Annotated in this window: 17 protein-coding genes and 1 pseudogene; 12 read left to right on the top strand and 6 right to left on the bottom strand. The window is 67.8% G+C overall.

The window, feature by feature from the left end; all coding sequences use genetic code 11:
• Positions 1-31: 31 nt before the first annotated feature.
• The 3 genes from AC3WJI_RS11795 to mutS form a co-directional block, all read right to left on the bottom strand.
• A complete protein-coding gene (locus AC3WJI_RS11795; protein ID WP_492757463.1) occupies positions 32-1,045 on the bottom strand; it encodes a sensor histidine kinase in 1,014 nt (337 codons plus the stop codon).
• 77 nt (positions 1,046-1,122) lie between these two features.
• A complete protein-coding gene (locus tag AC3WJI_RS11790; RefSeq protein WP_492757462.1) occupies positions 1,123-1,932 on the bottom strand; it encodes an ATP-binding protein in 810 nt (269 codons plus the stop codon).
• Between the two features lie 175 nt (positions 1,933-2,107).
• A complete protein-coding gene (mutS, locus tag AC3WJI_RS11785) occupies positions 2,108-4,690 on the bottom strand; it encodes a DNA mismatch repair protein MutS (protein WP_492757477.1) in 2,583 nt (860 codons plus the stop codon).
• A 344-nt stretch (positions 4,691-5,034) separates the two neighbouring features.
• Between mutS and AC3WJI_RS11780 the strand changes: the two genes are divergently transcribed.
• On the top strand, positions 5,035-7,293 hold the full coding sequence (locus AC3WJI_RS11780; protein ID WP_492757461.1) for an NADP-dependent malic enzyme: 2,259 nt from the start codon (positions 5,035-5,037) through the stop codon (positions 7,291-7,293).
• A 170-nt stretch (positions 7,294-7,463) separates the two neighbouring features.
• Here the strand turns inward: AC3WJI_RS11780 and AC3WJI_RS11775 are convergent, their stop codons facing one another.
• Positions 7,464-8,360, bottom strand: a complete 897-nt coding sequence (locus tag AC3WJI_RS11775) for a LysR family transcriptional regulator (RefSeq protein WP_492757460.1) — start codon at positions 8,358-8,360, stop codon at positions 7,464-7,466.
• Between the two features lie 91 nt (positions 8,361-8,451).
• Between AC3WJI_RS11775 and AC3WJI_RS11770 the strand changes: the two genes are divergently transcribed.
• Positions 8,452-9,369, top strand: a complete 918-nt coding sequence (locus tag AC3WJI_RS11770) for an NAD(P)H-binding protein (RefSeq protein ID WP_492757459.1) — start codon at positions 8,452-8,454, stop codon at positions 9,367-9,369.
• Between the two features lie 45 nt (positions 9,370-9,414).
• Here the strand turns inward: AC3WJI_RS11770 and AC3WJI_RS11765 are convergent, their stop codons facing one another.
• Positions 9,415-9,840 carry a DUF4168 domain-containing protein gene (locus tag AC3WJI_RS11765; RefSeq protein WP_492757458.1) on the bottom strand — a complete coding sequence of 142 codons (426 nt, stop codon included), beginning with the start codon at positions 9,838-9,840 and terminating at the stop codon, positions 9,415-9,417.
• Positions 9,841-10,014: 174 nt separating this feature from the next.
• On the opposite strand from AC3WJI_RS11765, the gene rlmN reads away from it, so the two are divergent.
• Positions 10,015-11,223 (top strand): dual-specificity RNA methyltransferase RlmN, encoded by a 1,209-nt coding sequence (gene rlmN / locus AC3WJI_RS11760; RefSeq protein WP_492757457.1) that lies wholly within the window; start codon positions 10,015-10,017, stop codon positions 11,221-11,223.
• A gap of 168 nt (positions 11,224-11,391) precedes the next feature.
• Positions 11,392-11,817 (top strand): annotated as a pseudogene (locus AC3WJI_RS11755) (SgcJ/EcaC family oxidoreductase); the annotation flags it as partial.
• A 1-nt stretch (position 11,818) separates the two neighbouring features.
• Here AC3WJI_RS11755 and AC3WJI_RS11750 read toward each other — a convergent pair.
• Positions 11,819-12,409: a hypothetical protein gene (locus tag AC3WJI_RS11750; protein ID WP_492757456.1), complete on the bottom strand. Its 591-nt coding sequence runs from the start codon at positions 12,407-12,409 to the stop codon at positions 11,819-11,821.
• A gap of 153 nt (positions 12,410-12,562) precedes the next feature.
• Between AC3WJI_RS11750 and AC3WJI_RS11745 the strand changes: the two genes are divergently transcribed.
• The 8 genes from AC3WJI_RS11745 (at position 12,563) to AC3WJI_RS11710 (ending at position 22,552) form a co-directional block, all read left to right on the top strand.
• On the top strand, positions 12,563-13,300 hold the full coding sequence (locus tag AC3WJI_RS11745) for a sulfite exporter TauE/SafE family protein (protein WP_492757455.1): 738 nt from the start codon (positions 12,563-12,565) through the stop codon (positions 13,298-13,300).
• Between the two features lie 15 nt (positions 13,301-13,315).
• Positions 13,316-14,023 carry a cytochrome b/b6 domain-containing protein gene (locus AC3WJI_RS11740; protein ID WP_492757454.1) on the top strand — a complete coding sequence of 236 codons (708 nt, stop codon included), beginning with the start codon at positions 13,316-13,318 and terminating at the stop codon, positions 14,021-14,023.
• Entirely contained in the window at positions 14,020-14,751 is a 732-nt protein-coding gene (locus AC3WJI_RS11735; RefSeq protein ID WP_492757453.1) for a molybdopterin-dependent oxidoreductase, read from the top strand. The genes AC3WJI_RS11740 and AC3WJI_RS11735 overlap by 4 nt, the downstream gene beginning before the upstream one ends.
• Before the next feature lie 83 nt (positions 14,752-14,834).
• Entirely contained in the window at positions 14,835-16,085 is a 1,251-nt protein-coding gene (locus AC3WJI_RS11730) for a class I SAM-dependent methyltransferase (RefSeq protein ID WP_492757452.1), read from the top strand.
• Between the two features lie 171 nt (positions 16,086-16,256).
• Positions 16,257-17,474 carry an argininosuccinate synthase gene (locus AC3WJI_RS11725; protein ID WP_492757451.1) on the top strand — a complete coding sequence of 406 codons (1,218 nt, stop codon included), beginning with the start codon at positions 16,257-16,259 and terminating at the stop codon, positions 17,472-17,474.
• 65 nt (positions 17,475-17,539) lie between these two features.
• Positions 17,540-19,276 carry a hypothetical protein gene (locus AC3WJI_RS11720; RefSeq protein ID WP_492757450.1) on the top strand — a complete coding sequence of 579 codons (1,737 nt, stop codon included), beginning with the start codon at positions 17,540-17,542 and terminating at the stop codon, positions 19,274-19,276.
• Positions 19,273-20,802 (top strand): hypothetical protein, encoded by a 1,530-nt coding sequence (locus AC3WJI_RS11715; RefSeq protein WP_492757449.1) that lies wholly within the window; start codon positions 19,273-19,275, stop codon positions 20,800-20,802. Before AC3WJI_RS11720 ends, AC3WJI_RS11715 begins: the two co-directional genes overlap by 4 nt.
• 61 nt (positions 20,803-20,863) lie before the next feature.
• Positions 20,864-22,552: a hypothetical protein gene (locus AC3WJI_RS11710; RefSeq protein ID WP_492757448.1), complete on the top strand. Its 1,689-nt coding sequence runs from the start codon at positions 20,864-20,866 to the stop codon at positions 22,550-22,552.
• Positions 22,553-22,596: the final 44 nt, after the last annotated feature.

Here is a 22,596-nt window from a genome sequence, read left to right as displayed (position 1 = left end):
GCCCGACTTCCAATGATCTTTTCGGCGACGATCAGACCTCGAGATCGACCGTGACCGTCGTTCCCGTCGCGCCGCTTTCGGTGCGGATCGCGCCACGCGCCTGGCGGACGAAACCCTCGATCAGTCGCTGGCCGAGGCCGCCGCTGCGGCGCGTTCCCTCGGCGGGCGCGGGTATCCCGGCGCCGGTATCAGCGACGGTCAACCGCCAGCCCGTCGCCCGCGCCTCGAAGCGCACGTCGATCGCGCCGCCCTCGCGCTCGCCGAACGCATGCTTCGCGGCGTTGGTGACGAGTTCGTTGACGATCAGCCCGATCGACACCGCGCGGTCGCGCGGGAGCGCGGCGTGATCCGCGGTGCAAGTCAGCGTGATCGCGCCGCGTAGGAACAAGGCCTCCTCGAGCGCAGTGCAGAGCTCGCGGATGTACGTCGCCATGTCGACTTCGCCGGGGGCGGCGGTGCCGCGATAGAGGTGGCGGTGCGCACGCGCGATGCTCTCCACCCGCGCCAGCGCGCTACCCAACGCCGCCGCGGTCTCGCCTTCGCCGGCGCGGCGGCGTTGCATGTCGAGCAGCGCCGCGACGAGCGCGAAATTGTTCTTCACCCGGTGGTCGAATTCCTCGAGGAACAGGTCGCGGTCGGCGATCTGCCGGTCGCGCTCGGCCGCGGCGCGACGCACCGCGCGGCGGAAGGTCTCCGCGATCGCGATCATGATCACATAGGCCAGGACGATCACGAGCAACCGAGGCCCGTCCTCCGGTCTCTTGCCGACGAACGCGTTCACCGGCGGCAACAGGAAATACCAGGTATGGAGCAGGGTCAGCAGCGCCGTGAACGCGCCCGACTGCCAGCGCGCGAACAAGGCGGCGACGAGAACCGCGGGATAGCCCAATGCGAAGGGACCGGCGCCGGGCGCGAAAATGTCGACGAGCAGACGCGCGACGACTGCCGCTGCGGCGCAGAGAAGCGCAAAAAGCAGCTGCGTCACCCAGGCCGGCGCGAATGGCGCCAGTCTTTCGGGCAGATCGAGTTCGCCTATTCGCCCCATCCCAGGAGAAACAGGCGCGTTCGTCCTGCCGGTGTCAAGCACGGTCCCACCACTAGTTGATGTGGATCAACTTTATTTTACAGCGACTTGCCCGAACGCCCCGCAAGGTCGACGACATATTGCCACGCGACCCTGCCTGAGCGGCTGCCGCGCCGCGTCGCCCAGTTGATCGCTTCGGCAGGATCTAAAGCGAGGCCGTGCGCTTCGGCATAGCCGCGGACGATGTCGACATAGGTGTCCTGATCGATCGCGTGAAAGCCGAGACTGAGCCCGAAGCGGTCGGCAAGCGCGAGGCTGTCGTCGACCGAATCGCGCGGATTGATCGCGCTGGCCTGCTCGGCGATGTCGCGCGGGATCAGGTGGCGACGGTTCGAGGTGACGATCAGCCGGGTATTGGCCGGGCGCGCCTCGGCGCCGCCTTCGAGCAGCGAACGCAATGCGCGGGCGTCGCCGGCGGCATCAAAGCCGAGATCGTCGAGGAAGATGACGAAGGGGCGATCTGCGGCGGCGAGCAGTGCGAACAGCTCGGGAAGCGCATCGAGGTGCTGGGTGACTGCCTCGACCAAGGCCAGCTTGCCGCCATTCGCCTGAATCGCTGCGACCGCACTCTTGACCAGCGCCGACTTGCCGGTGCCGCGCGCGCCCCAGAGCAGCACGTCCTGTGCGGCATTGCCGCTGGCAAGGCGTTCGAGATTGGCGAGCAGAGCATCGCGCTGGGGCTCCATGCCGCGCAGTATGGCGAGCGGAAGGGGGGCGAAGGCGCGTGCGGCGGCGAGGCTGTGCCCGCGCCAGACATAGGCCGGATGCGCGAGCGGATCGGCGGCGGGGGCCGGCGGGGGCGCCAGGCGTTCGAGGGCTTCGGCGATGCGGAGGAGGGGGTCGGTCATCGCGGCGGGCTATAGCCCAAAATGCCGAAGAGGGGAGTGGTGGCGGCGCTATCTCCCGTTCGCCCTGAGCTTGTCGAAGGGCCGTTCTTTTTCCTTATGGATGAAGAAAAGAACGGTGCTTCGACAAGCTCAGCACGAACGGAGAGAGGGCGTCGCGTCGTCGCTAAACGACCGCTCAGGTGCTTTCGGACGCCAGCCCCTTGAGCCGGTAGAGCGCGTCGAGCGCCTCGCGCGGGCTGAGCGCGTCGACGTCGAGGCCCTCCAACTCGTCGCGCAGCGCGTCGACCTTCTGCTCTTCGGCGTCGGCTGCCGCGGCGAACAGCGGCAGGTCGTCGAGCCCGGCCGCGATCCCGCCGGTTTTGGCGCGGCCCGCTTCGAGCTTGTCGAGCACTGCCTTGGCACGCTTGATCGTCAGCGGCGGCAGGCCGGCGAGGCGCGCGACAGCGAGGCCGTAGCTGCGGTCGGCGGGGCCCTCGGCGACTTCGTGGAGCAGGACGAGCTCGCCCTTCCATTCGCGCGCGCGGACATTGTGAAGCGTCAGCGCGTCGCAGCGCTCGGCCAGGCGGGTCAGCTCGTGATAATGCGTCGCGAACAGGCAGCGGCAGCGATTGTCCTCGTGGATCGCCTCGACCACTGCCCAGGCGATCGCCAGCCCGTCATAGGTGGAGGTGCCGCGCCCGACTTCGTCGAGGATGACGAAGCTGCGCGGCGTCGCCTGGGCGAGGATCGCGGCGGTCTCGACCATCTCGACCATGAAGGTCGAACGACCCCGCGCGAGATTGTCCGAGGCGCCGACCCGGCTGAACAGGCGGTCGACCAGGCCGAGCGTCGCCGAGGCCGCGGGGACGTAGCTGCCGGCCTGGGCGAGCACCGCGATCAGTGCGTTCTGGCGCAGGAAGGTCGACTTGCCGCCCATGTTCGGGCCGGTGACAAGCCAGAGGCGCGAATCTTCGGAGAGTCTGCAATCGTTGGCGACGAAGCGTCCGCCCGATTTGCCGATGGCCTCCTCGACCACCGGATGGCGCCCGCCGACGATCTCGAAACAGGCATGGTCGACCAGGGCCGGACGTGCCCAGCCGCCCTCGGCGGCCCGTTCGGCGAGCGCGGCGGCGACGTCGACCCGGGCGAGCGCGTCGGCGGTGGCAGCGATGCTCTCGCGCCGTTCGAGCGCGCGACCGGTAAGGTCTTCGAGATGCGCCGCTTCGGCGGTTAGCGCGTGCGCGCCGGCCTGGGTCACCTTGAGCGCGACATCGTGGAGATCGGGGGCGTTGAAGCGCACGACGCCGGCGAGCGTCTGGCGGTGAGTGAAGCCGCTGTCGGGCTTCATCAGCGAGTCCGCGACGCGCGCCGGGACTTCGATATGGTAGCCGAGTACGCCATTGTGACGGACCTTGAGCGCACCGATCCCGGTGCGGCTGCGATAATCGGCTTCGAGCGCGGCGATCGCGCGGCGGCCACCCGCGCCAGCATTGCGCAGGTCGTCGAGCGCGGCGTCATAGCCTTCGGCGACATAGCCGCCGTTGGACGCGTCGATCGGCGGCTCGGGGACGAGCGCGCGGGCGAGCAGGTCGATCAGCGCCCCATGGCCGCGCAATTGCGGCACGAGCTCGGCGAGCAGGCGCGGGGAGGCGTCGATCGTGTCAAGCCGCTCGCCGAGCCGCCATGCGCCGTCGAGCCCGTCGCGAAGCTGGCCGAGGTCGCGTGGAGACCCGCGCCCCGCTGCGAGCCGGCCGAGCGCCCGGCCGATATCGGGGAGCGCGCGCAGGCTGCCGCGGACCATGTCGCGCAGGCCGGTATCGCCGTGGAAACGTTGAACCAAATCGAGCCGCGCCTCGACGGCGGCGCGATCCATCAGCGGCGCGGCCACGTCCTGGCCGAGCAGCCGCGCGCCGGCGCCGGTGACGGTGCGGTCGACCGCGTCGAGCAGGCTACCCTTGCGCGCGCCCGACTGGCTGATGCAGAGCTCGAGGCTCTCGCGCGTCGCCGCGTCGATCGCCATTGCCGCATCGGTGCGGCTGATCCGCGGCGGGCGCAGGAAGGGTAGCGACCCCTTGGCGGTGTGTTCGAGATAGGCGACGAGCCCGCCGGCCGCGGCGAGGCCTGCGCGCGAAAAGCTGCCGAAGCCGTCGAGCGTCGCCACGCCGAACAGCCGCTTCAGCCGGGCCTCGCCTTCGACGCTGTCGAAATCGAGCTTGGGCCGGGTGGTGGTGGCGAGATCGTCGAAGGCGGTGGCGTCGCAGGCGATCGTCTCGGCTGGGTCGAGCCGGGCGATCTCGGCGGTGACGCGATCGGGCGCCGTCTCGATCACTTCGAAGCGGCCGGTCGAGATGTCGGCGCAGGCGATCGCCACGCCGGTGGCCGCCTCGCCGATCGCGACGCACCAGTTCGCCGACCGGCTGTCGAGCAGGGATTCCTCAGTCAGGGTGCCCGCGGTCACCACGCGAATGATCTCGCGGTTGACCAGCGCCTTGCTGCCCATCCGCTTGCGTGCCGCTTCGGGCGTCTCGGTCTGCTCCGCAACCGCGACACGGTACCCGGCCTTGATCAGGCGGGCGAGATAGCCGTCCATCGCGTGGACCGGCACGCCGCACATCGGGATGCGCTCGCCGTCATGCTCGCCGCGCGCGGTCAGCGCGATGTCGAGCACGGCGCTGGCGACCTTGGCGTCGTCGAAGAACAATTCGAAGAAGTCGCCCATGCGATAGAAGAGCAGGCAATCCTCGGCCTCGGCCTTGAGGGCGAGATACTGCGCCATCATCGGAGTGGGGGCGGTGGAGGACATGCCGCGAGTGGGTAGCCGATGCGGAGAGGGGATCAACACCTGGGCGGCGGATTCTTGGGGACAAGTGGTGTGGACGGTTCCCCTCCCTGTAAGGGAGGGGCTAGGGGTGGGTAAGAAAAGGGCGGGCTCGATGCCCGGTCTTTTCTGTTCACCGACGCAGCTCGATGGGCTCGCCTTCGGCTCGCACCCACCCCCAGCCCCTCCCTTGCAGGGAGGGGAGATGGCAGTTGGTACCGCTACCATCTTTGCGCACCTGCAGCACGTCGCGCGTGTTGCGGCTCCCGAATGCCGCTCCTAAAGGGTTGGCATGGGAGAGTTGCATGTCTGAGGAATCGAACGTCCAGTTTTCGGAGCGCGAGGCGCTGCTGTACCACTCCGAGGGACGGCCGGGTAAGATCGAGATCATCGCCTCGAAGCCGATGGCGACCCAGCGCGACCTCGCTCTAGCCTATTCGCCGGGCGTTGCCGTGCCGGTGCGCGCGATCGCCGAGGATCCGGCGACGGCTTATGATTACACCGCCAAGGGCAATCTCGTCGCGGTGATCTCCAACGGCACCGCGATCCTCGGGCTCGGCAATCTCGGCGCGCTCGCCTCCAAGCCGGTGATGGAAGGCAAGTCGGTGCTGTTCAAGCGCTTCGCCGACGTCGACTCGATCGATATCGAGTTGAAGACCGAGGATGCCGACCGGCTGATCGACGCGATCGAGCTGATGGAGCCGAGCTTCGGCGGGATCAACCTCGAGGACATCAAGTCGCCCGAATGCTTCGTGATCGAGCAGACTTTGCGCGAGCGCATGAACATCCCGGTGTTCCATGACGACCAGCACGGCACTGCGATCATCGCCGCGGCGGGGCTGATCAACGCGCTGCACCTGACCAAGCGCGACTTCAAGACGACGCGCGTGGTGATGCTCGGCGCCGGCGCGGCGGCGATCGCCTGTGCGGAATTGATCAAGGCGATGGGGCTGCCGCACGACAATCTGCTGATGCTCGACTTGAACGGCGTGATCTACCAGGGCCGCCAGGAGAGCATGAACCAGTGGAAGTCGGCGCACGCCGTCGCCACCGAGAAGCGCACCCTGGCCGATGCGATTGACGGGGCCGACGTGTTCCTCGGGCTCGCCTCGGCCAATTCGCTGCCGCCCGAATTGCTCAAGACGATGGCGCCCAATCCGATCGTGTTCGCCATGGCCAATCCTGATCCCGAGATCAGCCCGCCGGTTGCCAAGGCGGCACGGCCTGACGCGATCATCGCCACCGGCCGGTCGGACTATCCGAACCAGGTTAACAACGTGCTCGGCTTCCCGTTCATCTTCCGCGGCGCGCTCGACGTCCGCGCGACGACGATCAACGACGCGATGAAGATCGCCGCCGCCCGCGCGCTCGCCGAGCTGGCGCGCCAGCAGGTGCCCGAGGAAGTCGCGGCGGCCTATGGGACGCAGCATAGCTTCGGGCCCGATTATATCATCCCGGCGCCGTTCGATCCGCGGCTGATGGAGCTGATCCCCGCGGCGGTGGCGCAGGCGGCGATGGATTCGGGGGTGGCGACCAAGCCGATCATCGACATGGCGGCGTACCGCCAGTCGCTCCGCGCCCGCCTCAACCCGACGACCTCGGTGCTCAGCCTCGCCTATGAAGGCGCGCGCGCCAATCCGAAGCGGGTGATCTTCGCCGAGGGCGAGGAGGAAGTCGTGCTGCGCGCGGCGATCGCGTTCAAGGAAGGCGGCTACGGCATTCCGGTGCTGGTCGGGCGTGAATCGGTGCACGAGCGGCTGCAGAAGCTTGGCGCCAATCCGGACGACTTCGAGCTCCACAACAGCGTCAATTCGCCGCTGGTGCCGCGGATGGTCGACTTCCTTTACGAGCGGCTCCAGCGCCGCGGCTATCTGCGCCGCGACATCGAGCGGATCGTCAATCGCGACCGCAACATCTTCGGCGCGCTGCTGCTCCAGCTCGGCGAGGCCGATGCGATGATCACCGGCGTGACGCGGACCTATGCCGAGACGATGCGGCAGATCAAACGCGTGATCGATTACGAGGAAGGCCGGACGGCGTTCGGCATCCACGTGCTGGTCGGCCAGTCGCACACGGTGTTCATCGCCGACACCACCGTCAACGAACGGCCGACCGCCGAGGAACTCGCCGCGATCGCCGAGGGCACGGCGCAGGTGGCGCGGCGGATGGGGCACGAGGCGCGCGTCGCGTTCCTCAGCTATTCGAACTTCGGCAATCCCGAGGGACGCTGGCTCGATAATGTCCGCGGCGCGATCAAGCTGCTCGACGAGCGCAGTGTCGAGTTCGAATATGAGGGCGAGATGTCGCCCGACGTCGCGCTCAACCCGCGCCAGATGGCGAAATACCCGTTCGCGCGGCTCTCCGGCCCGGCCAACGTGCTGATCATGCCGGGGCTGCAATCGGCCAACATCTCGGCGAAGCTTCTCCGCGAGCTGGGCGGCGATTCGATGATCGGGCCGATGCTGATCGGGATGGAAAAGCCGGTCCAGATCGCGCCGATGACCGCGACGGCGAGCGAGTTGGTGACGCTGGCGGTGTTGGCGGCCGGGGGGATTGCGCGGTGACGTCTTTCCCACGCTTATGGGAGAGGGAGAGTCGTAGCAGGAGAAATCCTCTCACCCTTCTCACTCGATCATAGCGCGGGATAATCGGGGGAACAGCGCCGCGCGCTGTTCGGATGCCGGGAGCATGCCCACCCAGTCATTCCCCCTCAAAAGCGAAGAAAGCGAATCGCCTAGCCCCCGATATACTCTCGCAGCCCCGCGACCAGCGCGTCGAATACCGCGCGCACGCGGGCGACGTTCCGCAGATTCTCGTGACAGACCACCCAGGTCTCGAGCTCGAACGAGGCGTCGTCGGGGAGCAGCCGCACCAGCCCGTCGCGCACCCCGATCGGCACCTGGCAGAAGCCGATGCCCAGCCCGGCGCGGATCGCGGCGAGCTGGGCGAGGTCGTGATCGCTGCGGAAGCTGAAATCGTCGAGTCCGACCGGCAGCCCCTGGGCCTGGAGCGCGCGCAGTGCCGGGGTGTCGGTCTCGACCCCGATCAGCGCGTGGCCGCGCGCTTCCTCCAGTGATCGCGGCGTGCCGTGCATCGCGAGATAGTCGGCAGTGGCATGCATACCGAGCGGTATTGCTCCGATTCGTTGGGCGATCAGCGCCTCCTGTTGCGGCGCCACCATCCGCACTGCGACATCGGCCTCGCGGCGCAGCACGTCCTCGTTGCGATTGCTGGGGCTGAGCTCAAGCACCAGCGCCGGATAAAGCCGCGACAGCTCCGCGAGGATCGGCGGCAGCACTTCGATCGCGACCACGTCGCTCGCCGAGATCCGCACGCGCCCGGCTACCTCCTGCGCCTCGGCCGAGGCCGAGCGGACGAACGCCTCCGCCGCCAGCGCCATCGCGCGAACATGTTCGGCGAGCGCCAGCGCTTGCGCGGTGGCGAGCAGCCCGCTCGGGCTGCGGGTGAACAACGGCGTGCCGATCTCGGACTCGAGCTCCTCGATCCGCCGCCGCACCGTCGGCTGCGCCACCCCGATCCGCCGCGCCGCCGCCGAGAGGCTGCCCTCGGTGATCACCGCGAGGAAGGCGCGCTGGCGTTCCCAATCGATCCCCGTATCCAGCGCGCTCATCAAATATGTATAGGCGAGCTGAACATGTGCAGCAATTTCCTTCTAGGCGCGAACGCAGCATCTCCCGTCCGGTAATCAAGGGAGACGGAAGATGACGAAGACGGCTTTGGTGCTTGGGGCGACCGGCGGGGTAGGCGGCGAGACGGCGCGGGCGCTGCTTCGCCACGGCTGGCAGGTGCGCGGGCTGGTGCGGACGCGGCGTGCGTATCTCGATCCGGCGATCCACTGGTTCGAGGGCGATGCGCTCGACAGCGCGGCGGTGCTGTGCGCGGCGGAAGGCGTTTCGGCGATCGTCCATGCGGTCAACCCGCCGGGCTATCGCGGCTGGCCCGAGCTGGTGCCAGCGATGCTCGCCAACAGCATCGCCGCGGCGCAGGCGAACGGCGCGCGGCTGGCGCTGCCCGGGACGATCTACAATTACGATCCGGCCGCCACGCCGGTCGCGCATCCCGGCTCGCCGCAGCAGCCGCGGACCCGCAAGGGCGCGATCCGCGTCGAAATGGAGCGCAGCCTGGAAGCTGCCGGCGTGCCGGTGCTGATCCTGCGGGCCGGCGATTTCCACGGGCCGCGTCCGGGGAATAGCTGGCTGACCAGCATGGTGACGCCGCGATCGATCACCTATCCCGGAGCGAAGGGCGCCGGCCATGCCTGGGCCTATCTGCCCGATGTCGGCGAGACTTTTGCCCGGCTGCTCGATCGCGATCGCGAGTTGCCGCACTTCGCGCGTTATCATTTCGAAGGATATTGGGACGCGGACGGTACGGGTTTCGTTGCCGCGATCCGTCAAGCTCTGGGGAAGGATCTGCCGGTGCGCGGTCTGCCCTGGTGGGCGCTGCCGCTGATCGCGCCGTTCAATCCGACGATCCGCGAACTGATCGAAATGCGGCCCTATTGGCAGCACCCGGTTCGGCTCGACAATGGCGAACTGGTCGCATTGCTCGGCGAGGAACCGCACACGCCCTTGGTAGAGTCATTGGCGGCGAGCCTCGCCGCATTGAAAAACCACTGACCCCGCGAGGGGCCGGGGCGGCGACCGCACCGCCGCCCCAAAGCCTCAGCGCTGGGCGGGGGCCTTGGCCCCGGCCGCCGGAGTCTGCTTGGCCGCAGCCTCCTGGATGCGCTTGTTGAGCGCCGCGTCGCCTGCCATCGCCTGGGCGATCTCGTTGAAACGCACGGCGGTCAGCCCGCTGGCGGTGATCGCTTCGACCGACTTGGCGTTCTTGTCGGCCTCGGGAACCGCGGCGTCCTGACGGATCTTGCCGATCGCGAGCGCGGCGGTGGCGAACTGGCTCACTTCGCTGTCCGAAACCGTCGCGGTCGCGGCGGTGCCGGAGCCGGTGGTACCGGCGGCAGGCGCTGCGGGCGCGCTGGTCTGCGGCTCCTGTGCGGGCGCCGGGCTGGTCTGAGTGGTCTGCGCAAAGGCAGCTGGAGCAGCGAGCAAGGCTGCGGCGGCGATCATCGTGGAATTGCGAAACTTCATACATCACTCCGAATAGTTGCCCCTGTTGAACGCAAGCTGGGCAGGCGAGGTCCTGCATGACAAGCCGATCCGCGGCGCGTCGTTCGATTCGCGGGACAAGGGCATCGAATCCGCAACGATCGGCGCATCCGCGCGGGTGTGGAAAAGCCGGCCGAAATCGACTACATGGCGCGCATGCAGACAGAGTCGGCCGCCCTCATGCCCATTCCGGGGCACATCGATCCCGTGCCCGTGCCGCGCGAATTCAAGCCGCGCACCGATGGCAGGATCGACTTGCTCGGCCTGTCCAAGGCCGATCTGCGCATGGCGCTGGAGACCGCGCAATTGGAGCCCAAGCAGGCCAAATTGCGCGCCAAGCAGCTGTGGCACTGGATCTACAATCGCGGCGTCACCGAATTCGCGCTGATGACCGACATCTCCAAGGCGATGCAGCCCTGGCTCGAGCAGCGCTTCGTGATCTCGCGCCCCGAGGTCGTCGAGGCGCAGGTCTCGACTGACGGCACGCGCAAATGGCTGCTCCGCTCGGACGACGGCCAGGATTACGAGATGGTGTTCATCCCCGATGCCGATCGCGGGACCTTGTGCGTGTCGAGCCAGGTTGGCTGCACGCTCAATTGCCGCTTCTGCCACACCGGCACGATGCGGCTGGTGCGCAACCTGACGCCGGCGGAAATCGTCGGCCAGGTGATGCTGGCGCGCGACGGACTCGGCGAGTGGCCGAGCCAGCCCGAGGGGCGGATGCTCACCAATATCGTGATGATGGGGATGGGCGAGCCGCTCTACAATTTCGACAATGTCCGCGATGCGCTCAAGCTGGTGATGGACGGCGACGGGCTCGCGCTGTCGAAGCGCCGGATCACGCTGAGCACCTCGGGCGTGGTGCCGATGATGGCGCGTGCGGGCGAGGAGATCGGGGTCAACCTTGCGGTGTCGCTGCATGCGGTGACCAAAGAAGTCCGCGACGAGATCGTGCCGTTGAACCGCAAATACGGGATCGAGGAGCTGCTCCAGGCCTGCGCCGATTATCCCGGCGCCAACAATGCCCGGCGGATCACCTTCGAATACGTCATGCTCAAGGACAAGAACGACCGCGACGAAGATGCGCACGAGCTTGTCCGGCTGATCAAGAAGTACAAGCTGCCCGCCAAGATCAACCTGATTCCCTTCAATCCCTGGCCGGGCGCGCCCTACGAATGCTCGACGCCCGAGCGGATCCGGACGTTCTCGACGATCCTGTTCGAATCGGGCTATTCGGCCCCGGTCCGCACGCCGCGCGGGCGCGACATCGACGCCGCCTGCGGCCAGCTCAAGACGGCCTCTGAAAAGAAGAGCCGCGCCGAGCTCGACCGCCAGGCCGAGGAGAAGCAGGCAGCCTTGGGCTGAGCGCTCGATGCTTGCATGAAGCGGTCATTGTGACCGACTATTCTCCTCGCGACTCGGAGGGGAGAGCCGACGATGATCCGCTATACGCTCGCCGCATGGCTGATGTTCGCGCCGATCGGCGTGGTGGCATAGCCCGCACCGCAGACGAACGCCGCCCACGCGGCGGATGAGGCCGCGATCCGGCAGCTCGGTACCGCCTGGCAGGATGCCTGGAACCGGCGGGATGCGGCAGGCCTTGCCGCGATCATGGACGAGGATGTGGTGTTCGTATCGGTGCTCGGTCCGGACACGCCGGGGCAGGGCCGCGGCGGACGCGAAGCGTTCGAGGCTGCGCATGCGGCGATGCTGCATAGCCCGATGTTCGCCGACAGCCGCTGGACGACGCGCGATGTCGCGGTGGTCCGCTGGCTTGCGCCCGATATTGCAGTGGCGCACGTCGTGTGGAGCACGACGGGCGACCGCGTTCGCCACCTGGCCGCGGGGACGCCGCGCCGCGGAATCTTCACCTGGGTGCTGCACAAGCAATCGGACGGGCGCTGGCTGATCGCCGCCTCGCAGAATACCGAGGCGATGCCGCCGGCCGCGATGCAGTAGGTCAGTAGCCGGCGGGCAGCGCCACGTTCGGCGGGATCTTCGCGACGGTGGTGAACAGACGCAGCTTGCCGGGCTGGCCGGTCACGGTCATCAGGTTGAGCAGGTACGGGGCGTTGGCCTTGTCACGGCGGATAAAGGCGCGGCGTTCGATCGCGCCGCGCGTTGCGGTCATCTCCGGGATCGCGCGCCAGCCTCCGGCGATCAGGCTTGCGGCGACCGCCTCGGTCTGGCCGGGCTCGGGATCGGCGAGCAGCAGGATGCGGCAGCCGCCGGGACCTTCGGCGAGGACGATTTGCCCGTCCGCCAGGATCTTGGAACCCAGCGTCGCGCGCGACACCATCGCGGTGACGGCGGGGCCATGCGACGTGATGTCGCCCGGCGCGCCATAGCTCAGTCCGAGGGATTCGATCGTCTTGATCTCCCGATCGAGCGAATCGGGGCCGGGGGGCGGCAGCGCGACCGTGCCGTTCGCCAGCGCGTAGCAGGCGTTGGTGCTGAGTTGCGCGACGCTCGCCGCGGCGCTCGATTGTGCCTGTGCGGTGGCCGGAATCAGCAGCGTGCAGGCGATTGCGGATGCGAGGTAGCGAGTCATCATGCTCTCCCTGATCCTGCCAGCGTAATCGGCCGGGGTTAAGCGAGCGTGTCGGTCTATCGCTTGTTCAACTTCCCAGCGGCGCGAAAATGGCTAGGGCACTTCGACAGGCTCAGCGCGAACGGATTGATTGTGGATCCCTTTTCAATAGCATTGGCCGCCGGCGCGGGCGTGCTCGGTGGCGCGATGAACGCGCTGGCCGGCGGCGGCACCTTCGCCACCTTGCCCGCATTGATCGCGCTGGGACTGCCCGCCAACATCGCCAACGCCACGTCGAATGTCGCCTTGTTGCCCGGCGCGGGGACCAGCGCCTGGGCCTATCGCGACGAGCTCGCCCCGGTCGGGGGACTGTCGGTCAAGCTGCTCACCGCGATCACCTTCGCCTTCGGGCTGGTCGGCAGCCTGCTGCTCGTGCTCACGCCGAGCGCGGTGTTCGACGTGCTGATCCCCTGGCTGCTGCTGTTCGCCTTCGCGGTGATGCTGTTCGGCCAGCGCGCCGCCGACTGGCTCCACGCGCGCGTCACGATCGGGCGGGGGACGTTGCTGGTCACCCAGGCGTTCCTCGGCATCTATGGCGGCTATTTCGGTGGCGGGGTCGGGCTGATTACCACGGCGGTCTACGGGCTGCTCGCCAATATCCGCCCGCGCGAATTGTTCGCGATCCGGACGCTGATGCTCGCGGTCGCCAATTTCGCCGCGGCGTTCGTCTTCATCGGTTTCGCGATGGTGTGGTGGTGGGCCTGCGCGCCGATGCTGGTAGGTTCGGTCATCGGCGGCTGGCTCGGCGCGGTGATCGGCAAGAAGCTGTCGCCAGGCATGATCCGCGCCTGGACGCTGCTGGTCACCGGCGCGACGACGCTCGTCTTCTTCGTGCGCGCGTATGGCGGATAGGCTATGGGGACCGGCATGGAGCCCGTCATCGAGCGTCGCAGCGTCTATCGGCACCGGCTGTTCACGCGGCTCTGGCACTGGCTCAACGCGCTCGCGATCCTGATCCTGATTCCCAGCGGGCTGATGATCTTCAACGCGCATCCGCGGCTCTATTGGGGGCATTACGGCGCCAATTTCGACCATGCCTGGCTCGAACTGCCGCGCTTCCCCGGATGGGCGACGATCCCGAGCCATTACAGCCTGTCGGGCGCGCGGCACTGGCATCTGTTCTTCGCCTTGGTGCTCGGCTTCGGGCTGCTCGCCTACATCCTCGTCGGGTTGCTCAATCGTCACCTCCAGCGCGACCTGCGCATCCGCGCGCGCGACCTCGCGCCGCGCGCGCTGTGGATCGACCTCAAGGCGCATCTCGCCTTGCGCTTCCACGACCCGCACGATCACAGGGCGTACAACATCTTCCAGAAGCTCAGCTATGCCGGGGTGCTGTTCGGACTGATCCCGCTGCTGATCGTCTCGGGGCTGGCGCTGTCCCCGGGGATGTGGCCGTGGCTGGCGGATCTGTTCGGCGGGCGACAATCGGCGCGCTCTGTCCATTTCCTCGCAATGGCAGGGATGACCCTGTTCGTGGTGGTGCATCTGACGCTGGTGATCCTCGCTGGGCCGGTCAACGAAGTGCGGTCGATGATCACCGGCTGGTGGCGCGCGCCCGAGGAGGATCATTCGTGATCACGCGCCGCACGCTGCTCGCCGGCACCGGCGCAACGTTGCTCGCCGGCTGCGATTCGTTCACCGACGATCCGGCCTTGCTCAGCGCCGAGGACGCGCATCTTTTCCTGCAGCGCTCGATCACCGGCCGCGCCGCGCTCGCGCGCCAGTTCCGTCCCGAGCAGCGCAGCCCGATCTTCCGGGTCAACGGCACCGGCAATCCCAATACGCCCGAATATAACGCGCTCGCCAACAATCGCTTCGCCGACTGGCGGCTGCGCGTCGACGGGCTGGTCGCGCGGCCGCTCAGCCTCAGCCTCGCGCAGATCCAGTCGCTGCCCCAGCGCGCGCAGATCACCCGGCACGACTGCGTCGAGGGGTGGAGCGCGATCGGCAAATGGCAGGGGCCGCGGCTCGAGACGGTGCTGCGGCTCGCCGGGGTCAGGGACACCGCGCGCTATATCGTCTTCCACTGCGCCGATCGCTTCGGCAGCGCGCCTTATTACGAATCGATCGACCTGATCGACGCCTTCCACCCGCAGACCCTGCTCGCCTGGGCGATGAACGACGCCACGCTCTCGGTCGGCCATGGCGCGCCGCTGCGGCTGCGGGTCGAGCGCCAGCTCGGCTACAAGCAGGCGAAATACATCATGCGGATCGAGGCGGTGGCGAGCCTGGCCGGGCTGGGCGCGGGTAAGGGCGGCTATTGGGAGGATTCGAACGGCTACGAATGGTATGCGGGGATATAGGCCGGAAACCTTTTTCCGCATTGCAGAAAGTCGTTACGATCCTAGTTTGAGAAGCGAGCGGGGGCTGTGATACGGGACGTGGTATGGCGTTGATTGATCGATTTTTCGAACGCGCGGTGAAGCGCGGGGATCTCACGGTTTACCACTCGGACGGCACCAGCCGCAGCTTCGGCGAACCCGATCCGGGCATTAGCCCGGTCACGATCCGGTTCGCGCCGGGCGCCGCCGCGGCGATCGTCCGCAACCCGTCGCTCGGCGCGGCCGAATGCTTCATGGACGGCCGGCTGACGATCGAACAGGGCGACATCCTCGACCTGATCCTGTTGATGACCGGCAACAATCGCTGGGAGGACGCCACCGCCGCGCTCGACCCCAAGCCGCTCGCCCGGCTTGCGAACAGCGTGATGCACAAGATCGGCCGCTACAACATGGCGCGGCAGTCGAAGCGGAACGTCGCGCACCATTACGATCTGTCACGGCGGCTCTACGATCTCTTCCTCGACGCCGACCGCCAGTATAGCTGCGCCTATTTCACCGATCCGGCGAACAGCCTCGAACAGGCGCAGATCGACAAGAAGGCGCATATCGTCGCCAAGCTGGCAATCGAGCCGGGGATGCGCGTGCTCGACATCGGCTGCGGCTGGGGCGGGATGGCGCTCTACATCCACGAGAAGACCGGCGCCGAAGTGGTCGGCGTGACCTTGTCGGAGGAGCAGCTCAAGGTCGCGCGCGAACGCGCCGCCGAGCGCGGCGTCCACGGCAAGGTCCGCTTCGAGCTGATCGATTATCGCGCGGTCGGAGGACAGTTCGACCGGATCGTCTCGGTCGGCATGTTCGAGCATGTCGGCACGCCGCAATACCGCGCCTTCTTCCGCAAGTGCCGCGAGCTGCTCACGCCCGAGGGGGTGATGCTGCTCCACACGATCGGCCGCGCCGGCGGGCCGGGGGTGACCGACACCTTCACGCTCAAGTACATCTTCCCCGGCGGCTACATTCCGGCGCTCTCCGAAATCGCGCAAGGCTATGAAGGCGTGCGGATGTTTCCCACCGACGTGGAAGTGCTGCGGCTGCACTACGCGCACACGCTCAAGGCCTGGTACGACCGTACCGTCGCGGCGAGGGACGAGGTCGTGGCGCTCTATGACGAGCGCTTCTTCCGGATGTGGACCTTCTACCTCGCCGGCTCGTACGCCGCGTTCCTCAACGGCGGGCTGGTCAACTACCAGCTGCAGATGTCGCGCTCGCGCACGGCGCTGCCGATCACACGCGATTATATGCTCGAGCGCGAACAGGTGCTGCGCGAAGACGAGACGCCGAAGCGCCTGTCTGCTTGAAACCCGCTCCTGCGGAAACAGGAGCCCTGGGAAGCGGTGTACTTAACTATCCTGGGCTCCTGCTTTCGCAGGAGCACTACCCGCTAGACTAGCACAATGGTTGCGCGTGCGGGCAGGGAACCCTAGAGCGCCCCCGGTTTTCCCATCAGCATAGCCGGAGTCGCCTGCCTCATGTCCGACAAGATCAACCGCGTCGTCCTTGCCTATTCGGGCGGGCTGGACACGAGCGTGATCCTGAAGTGGCTGCAGCAGGAATATCAGTGCGAGGTGGTGACCTTCACTGCCGATCTCGGCCAGGGCGAGGAGCTCGAGCCGGCGCGCCGCAAGGCTGAGCAGGCCGGTGTCAAGCCCGAGCACATCTTCATCGACGATCTGCGCGAGGAATTCGTCCGCGACTTCGTCTTCCCGATGATGCGCGCCAACGCGATGTACGAGGGGCTGTACCTGCTCGGCACTTCGATCGCGCGGCCGCTGATCGCCAAGCGCCAGATCGAGATCGCGCGCCAAGTCGGCGCCGATGCGGTCAGCCACGGCGCCACCGGCAAGGGCAACGACCAGGTCCGCTTCGAGCTCGGCTATTACGCGCTCAATCCTGACATCAAGGTAATCGCGCCCTGGCGCGAATGGGATCTCACCAGCCGCACCCGTCTGATCGAGTTCGCGGAAGCGCATCAGATCCAGGTCGCGAAGGACAAGCGCGGCGAATCGCCGTTCTCTACCGACGCGAACCTTCTCCACACCTCGTCCGAGGGCAAGGTGCTCGAGGATCCGTGGGAGGAGGTCCCCGATTACGTCTATTCGCGCACGGTCAATCCCGAGGACGCGCCCGACCAGCCAGAGAGCATCACGATTGATTTCGAACGTGGCGACGGCGTGGCGCTGAACGGCGAGGCGATGTCGCCCGCGACCCTGCTGACCGCGCTCAACGAGCTCGGCCGCAAGCACGGCATCGGCCGGCTCGACCTGGTCGAGAACCGCTTCGTCGGCATGAAGAGCCGCGGCATGTACGAGACTCCGGGCGGCACGATCTATCACCTCGCGCATCGCGGGATCGAGCAGATCACGCTCGACCGCGGCGCGGCGCATCTCAAGGACGAGCTGATGCCGCGCTATGCGGAGCTGATCTACAACGGCTTCTGGTTCGCGCCCGAGCGCGAGATGCTCCAGGCGGCGATCGATCACAGCCAGGCCAAGGTCAGCGGCACCGTCCGGCTCAAGCTCTACAAGGGCAATGTCATCGTCACCGGCCGCCGCTCGCCGAACAGCCTGTACAGCGAAAAGGTCGTCACGTTCGAGGACGATCAGGGCGCGTACGACCAGCGGGATGCCGCGGGGTTCATCAAGCTCAACGCACTGCGGCTGCGTTTGCTGGGTCGCCGCGATCTCTGATCGCGCCGTGGGGCTGCCCGGCCGCCGCGACGGCTAACGCCGCCTTAACCATGCGCGGCTAGGCCATGGCCATGCCCGCGCAGCAGCAGGACCGGCATTGGGGCGACCTCGGCGTCGCCCTGCTCCTCGCGGGGCTGCTGAGCTGCGCGTGGACGGTACAGGGCTTGGGACAACTCTCCGCGCTGCGGCTTCCCGACACCGACGATGTCGTCCGCCTCCAGCAGATCCGCGACTGGCTGGGCGGTCAGGCGTTCGGCGACCTTGCCCAGCACCGGCTCGGCGCGCCGCCCGGGCTCGAGATGCACTGGGCGCGGCTGGCGGACCTTGTCCCCGCCGGGCTGATCGCCTTGCTGTCGCCGCTGCTTGGCACGCATGCCGCCGAATTGACCGCGGTGATCGTCTGGCCGGCGCTGTTGTTCGCCGCGGCGCTGGCACTCGTCGCCGGGATCGCGCGCACGCTCGGCGCCTCGGGACCGCTCGCTGCGCTGGTCGCCGCGCTCGCTTATCCCGCGACGACCTTGTTCATGCCGGGACGGATCGACCATCACGGGCTCCAGCTGGTGCTGCTGCTCGTCGTGGTGCGGGCCGCGGTTGGAAAAGGGGGGCGGGTTTGGGGCGCTGCCGCCGGCGTCGCGACCACCGCTTCTCTGGTTGTCGGCATCGAGACCGCCCCGCTGCTCGCGGTCGCCGGTGCCGCCATCCTCTTTCGCTGGACCAAGGCGGGCCGAGAGGGGCAGGCGCTGCTTGGCGGTTATGCCGTCGCCTTGGTGCTGGCGCTCGCCGCGGCCTCGGCGGTGCTGCGCACCAGTGGCTGGAACTGGCCCGGTTGCGACGGCTTCACGCAGGAGCTGTGGCGCGCCGCGCAGCTCGGCGCGCTGGCGCCGCTCGCGCTCGCTCTATTTGGCTTCGCCGCGACCGGCGCGCGCGCGCGGACGATCGCGATTCTGTTCGCCGCGCCCGTCGCCGGCTTCGGCGCGCTCGCTTTGTCGCCCGATTGCCTCCAGCCCTACGGAGCGGTCGACCCGCTGCTCGCGCAGCTCTGGCTCGCCAATGTCGCCGAGGCGCAGCCGCTTCTCGGCGCGCCGCTCGGGCACGCGATCGGCTATGCCGGGCTGATGCTCGCTGGGATCGCGGCGAGCCTGTTCGCCTGGCGCAGCGCGCGCGACGATCGCTGGCTGATTCTTCTCGCGCTACAGCTTGCTGCGCTGGCACTGACCCTGATCCAATTGCGCGGCGCATATGCCGGCGCCCTCCTCGCCGCGCCGGCGCTCGCGGCGCTGATCACCGCGGCCCGGGCACGCGGTGTGCTGGCGTTGGTGCCGGCGTGGCTGGTCTCGGCGGGGCTGCTCTATCCGATCGCGGGCGACGCGGTTGCGCCGCGCACCGCCTCCGGACCAGCCGTCGCCGACTGCACCGGCCCCGCCGCGCTCGCGCGCCTCGCCGCGCTGCCGCCGGGCAGGCTGATGGCGCCGATCGACCTGGGCGCCTGGGCGCTGGCGGCTACGCCGCACCGCGTCGTCGCAGCACCCTATCATCGTAACGACACGGCCAATGCCGCGATGTATCGCTTCTTCCTCGGTCCGACCGAAAATGCCGCTTCGCTCGCGCGCCAGTGGCGGATCGACTATGTCGCCTTGTGCCCCGGCGATTTCGACGAGCTTGGCGCCCAGGCGCAGAGCCCCGCCCGGCTGAGCGGCGCGCTCGCCGCCGGCCGGCCGCCGGAATGGCTGCGGCCGATCTCGCCGCCGGGCGAAGCGCCGGCGCTGTTCGCCGTCGTTCCTCCCGCGGAGCCGAGCCGTTGAGCCGTGCCGAGAACGCCTGGTGGGAGACGCGCTGGTTTGCCGTGCTGGCGATCCTGTTCGCGCTCGTGCCGCTCGTGATGCCGGTGGTGCCGCCGTTCACCGACTTGGCCGGGCATCTCGCCCGCTACCGCGTGATGCTCGGCACCGATGCCGACACGCTGTCGCAATGGTATCGCTTCGAATGGCGCTTCGTCGGCAATCTCGGGGTCGACCTGCTGGTCGCCGGGATCGCGCCGCTGATCGGGCTCGAGCCTGCGGTCAAGGCGGCGGTGATGCTGATCGTCGCGCTGACCGTGACCGGCATCCTGTGGATCTCGCGCGAGGCGCATGGCCGAGTCCAGCCCTGGGCGCTGCTCGCGCTGCCGCTTGCCTATAACTACCCGCTCCAGTTCGGCTTTGTGAATCACTGTCTGGCGATGGCGCTGGCGCTCAACGCGTTCGCATTGTGGCTGCGGCTCGGGCGCCTCAGCCGGACGCGGCTGCGCGCGGCCTTGTTCGTCCCGCTCGCGGCGGTGGTATGGGTCGCACATGTCGTCGGCTGGGGCGCGCTGGGACTCATGGTCTTCGGTGCCGAACTCGCCCGCGCGCGCGAGGCGGATCGCTGGCCGCAGGCGATCCTGCGCGCCGGTCTCGCCTGCCTGCCGCTCGCGCTGCCCTTCCTGTTCCTGATCCTCTGGCGCTCCAACGAAGGCCACAGCATCACCGAGCGCTTCTTCAACTTCCGCCTCAAGGCCGGCTGGCTGGCGATGCTGTTCCGCGACCGCTGGCCCGAATTCGACATGGCGTCGGCGGCGCTTGTCGGCATCCTGCTCTATCGCGGGCTGCGCAGCGCGACCGTCACTGTGTCGCGACCCGTCGGCATCGCCTGTCTGCTGCTGCTCGCCGCGTTCGTGCTGCTGCCCTTCATGCTGTTCATGTCAGCCTATGCCGATATGCGGCTCGCCGCTTATATCGCGATGCTCGCCTTGCTCAGCCTGCGCGCCGGCGCGGCGATGCCGTTTCGCGAAAAGGCGGCGATGGCGCTGATCGGACTGGCCTTTTTCGGCGCGCGGATCGCCGGCAACACCGCCAGCCTGTGGATCGGCGGCAATGATTGGGAACGCCATCTCGCCGCGCTCGACCATGTCCCCCGCGGCGCGCGTCTCGCCACTTTCGTCGGCGAGACCTGCGGCCAGGCCTGGGCGCAGCGCCGCACCAGCCATCTCTCGGGTTTCGCGGTCGCCCGCCGTGCCGCGTTCAGCAACGACCAATGGCGCCTCGGCGGCAGCACGCCGATGCAGATCGTCGTGCCCGACCTGCGCGACTATGACAGCGATCCCTCGCAGATGGTGCTGCAGGACTGGTGCAAGCTCGAGCCCGGCTTCGTGCCGCTCGACGTCGCGCTGAGCCATCTGCCGCGCGACCGCTTCGACTATGTCTGGCTGATCGACCCGCCGACGTTCGATCCGCGCCTCGTCGCGGGGATGACGATCGTCTGGCGCAACGGTTCGGACACGCTCTATCGGATCGACCGCCGCGCGCACTGATGCGCCGCAACCGCGCAAAGCGGCCATTGCGACGATCGAGGCCGGACCCTAAAGCGGCGCGATGAACAGGGGCGAAAGGCCGCATTGGTGGCAGACACGGTGGTTCGTAGCGCTCGCCACCTTCCTGGCGATCGTGCCGTTGCTGTGGCCCGACATTCCGCCGCTCGTCGACTTGCCCGGACATATGGGGCGCTACCGCGTCCAGCTCGTCTGGGACCAATTCCCGCACCTGCACGAATGGTATAATTTCAACTGGAGCCTGATGGGCAATCTCGGGGTCGACCTTTTGGTGATCCCCTTGTCCAAGCTGTTCGGGCTCGAGCTCGCGGTGAAATTGATCGTCATCACGATCCCCGCGATGACGGTCGCCGGGCTGCTGCTGATCGCGCGCGAGGTGCATGGCCGGATCCCGGCGACCGCATTGTTCGCGCTGCCGCTCGCCTATGCGTTTCCCTTCCATTTCGGCTTCGTCAATTTCGCGCTGTCGATGGCGATGGCGATGCTTGCCTTCGGCTGGTGGCTGCGGCTCGGCCGGCTCGGCAAGTTCGGCTTCCGCGCGATGGTGTTCCTGCCGATTTCCGTGCTGATCTGGATCACGCATACCTTCGGCTGGGGCGTGCTCGGCGTGCTCGCTTTCTCGGCCGAACTGGTCCGCCACCACGACGCCAATCGCGGCCAGGGCTTCGCGCGCACCTGGCTGCTGCCCTGGTTCCAGGCGGGGATCCAGTGCCTCGTCCTCGCGCCGCCGGTCTTGCTGATGCTGATGTGGCGCAGCGGCGGCCACGTTACCGGGCAGACCGCGGACTGGTTCAACTGGCGCGCCAAGATGCTGTGGATCGTCCAGGTCTTCCGCGATCGCTGGCAATTGTTCGACATCGCCTCGGTTGGCGTGCTGTTCCTGCTGCTGTTCAAGGCGATCCGCGACCCGAACCTCCAATATTCGCGCAACCTCGGCCTGTCGTTCCTGCTGCTCGCAGCGGTCTATGTGCTGCTGCCGCGGATCGTGTTCGGCTCGGCCTATGCCGATATGCGGCTGGTACCGTTCCTGATCGCGATCGGCATCCTCGCGATCCGCCCCAAGCCGGGCATGTCGATGCGCGGCGCGGCGTTGGTCGCGGCGCTCGGCATGGCGTTCTTTACCGCGCGGGTCGCGGCGACGACGTGGAGCTTCTTCCTCTACGACAAATCCTATGACCGCGAACTGAAGGCGCTCGACCATCTGCCCGAGGGCGCGCGGCTGGTCAGCTTCGTCGGCGAGACCTGCTATAACGAGTGGAAGATGACGCGCCTCCAGCACGTCCCCGCGCTCGCGCTCGAACGCCGGCTCGCCTACACCAACGATCAATGGTCGATGCCCGGCGCGCAGTTGCTGACCGTGCGCTATGCCGCGGCGAAGCGCTTCGCGCACGATCCGTCGCAGATCGTCACCGACGTGCAGTGCCCGCGCGAATGGTGGCGGCCGGTTCCCTGGGCGCTCGCCCGCTTCCCGCGCGATGCATTCGATTATGTCTGGATGATCCGCCCGCCGGCATTCCCGCAGCGCTTCATGCAGGGGCTGATCCCTGTCTATGTCGACAGCCACAGCAATAGCGGGCTCTACAAGGTCGACCACAGCGTGCAGGCGCCGGTCATCCGGCCGGGCGAATTGCCGCTGCCCAAATGGGAGCGCCAGATCATCCTCAACGACGGTCGACAGTTTACCAGCAATCTGCCCGAGCCCGAGGCTTCGCCGTCGCCGGCGGCAGAGTAGCTATCAACAGCGCGAAGACCTAAATCCGTTCGTGCTGAGCTTGT

The organism is Sphingomonas sp. FW306-1B-B10E, assembly GCF_058782005.1.
This window is presented reverse-complemented; position numbering and strand designations above follow the sequence as displayed.

Excerpts from the sequence above, each read along its gene's own strand:
- AC3WJI_RS11795 (WP_492757463.1), bottom strand. The coding sequence starts at position 1,045 with ATGGGGCGAATAGGCGAACTCGATCTGCCCGAAAGACTGGCGCCATTC.
- AC3WJI_RS11790 (WP_492757462.1), bottom strand. The coding sequence starts at position 1,932 with ATGACCGACCCCCTCCTCCGCATCGCCGAAGCCCTCGAACGCCTGGCG.
- mutS (WP_492757477.1), bottom strand. The coding sequence starts at position 4,690 with ATGATGGCGCAGTATCTCGCCCTCAAGGCCGAGGCCGAGGATTGCCTG.
- AC3WJI_RS11780 (WP_492757461.1), top strand. The coding sequence starts at position 5,035 with ATGTCTGAGGAATCGAACGTCCAGTTTTCGGAGCGCGAGGCGCTGCTG.
- AC3WJI_RS11775 (WP_492757460.1), bottom strand. The coding sequence starts at position 8,360 with ATGAGCGCGCTGGATACGGGGATCGATTGGGAACGCCAGCGCGCCTTC.
- AC3WJI_RS11770 (WP_492757459.1), top strand. The coding sequence starts at position 8,452 with ATGACGAAGACGGCTTTGGTGCTTGGGGCGACCGGCGGGGTAGGCGGC.
- AC3WJI_RS11765 (WP_492757458.1), bottom strand. The coding sequence starts at position 9,840 with ATGAAGTTTCGCAATTCCACGATGATCGCCGCCGCAGCCTTGCTCGCT.
- rlmN (WP_492757457.1), top strand. The coding sequence starts at position 10,015 with ATGCAGACAGAGTCGGCCGCCCTCATGCCCATTCCGGGGCACATCGAT.
- AC3WJI_RS11750 (WP_492757456.1), bottom strand. The coding sequence starts at position 12,409 with ATGACTCGCTACCTCGCATCCGCAATCGCCTGCACGCTGCTGATTCCG.
- AC3WJI_RS11740 (WP_492757454.1), top strand. The coding sequence starts at position 13,316 with ATGGAGCCCGTCATCGAGCGTCGCAGCGTCTATCGGCACCGGCTGTTC.
- AC3WJI_RS11730 (WP_492757452.1), top strand. The coding sequence starts at position 14,835 with ATGGCGTTGATTGATCGATTTTTCGAACGCGCGGTGAAGCGCGGGGAT.
- AC3WJI_RS11725 (WP_492757451.1), top strand. The coding sequence starts at position 16,257 with ATGTCCGACAAGATCAACCGCGTCGTCCTTGCCTATTCGGGCGGGCTG.
- AC3WJI_RS11720 (WP_492757450.1), top strand. The coding sequence starts at position 17,540 with ATGGCCATGCCCGCGCAGCAGCAGGACCGGCATTGGGGCGACCTCGGC.
- AC3WJI_RS11710 (WP_492757448.1), top strand. The coding sequence starts at position 20,864 with ATGAACAGGGGCGAAAGGCCGCATTGGTGGCAGACACGGTGGTTCGTA.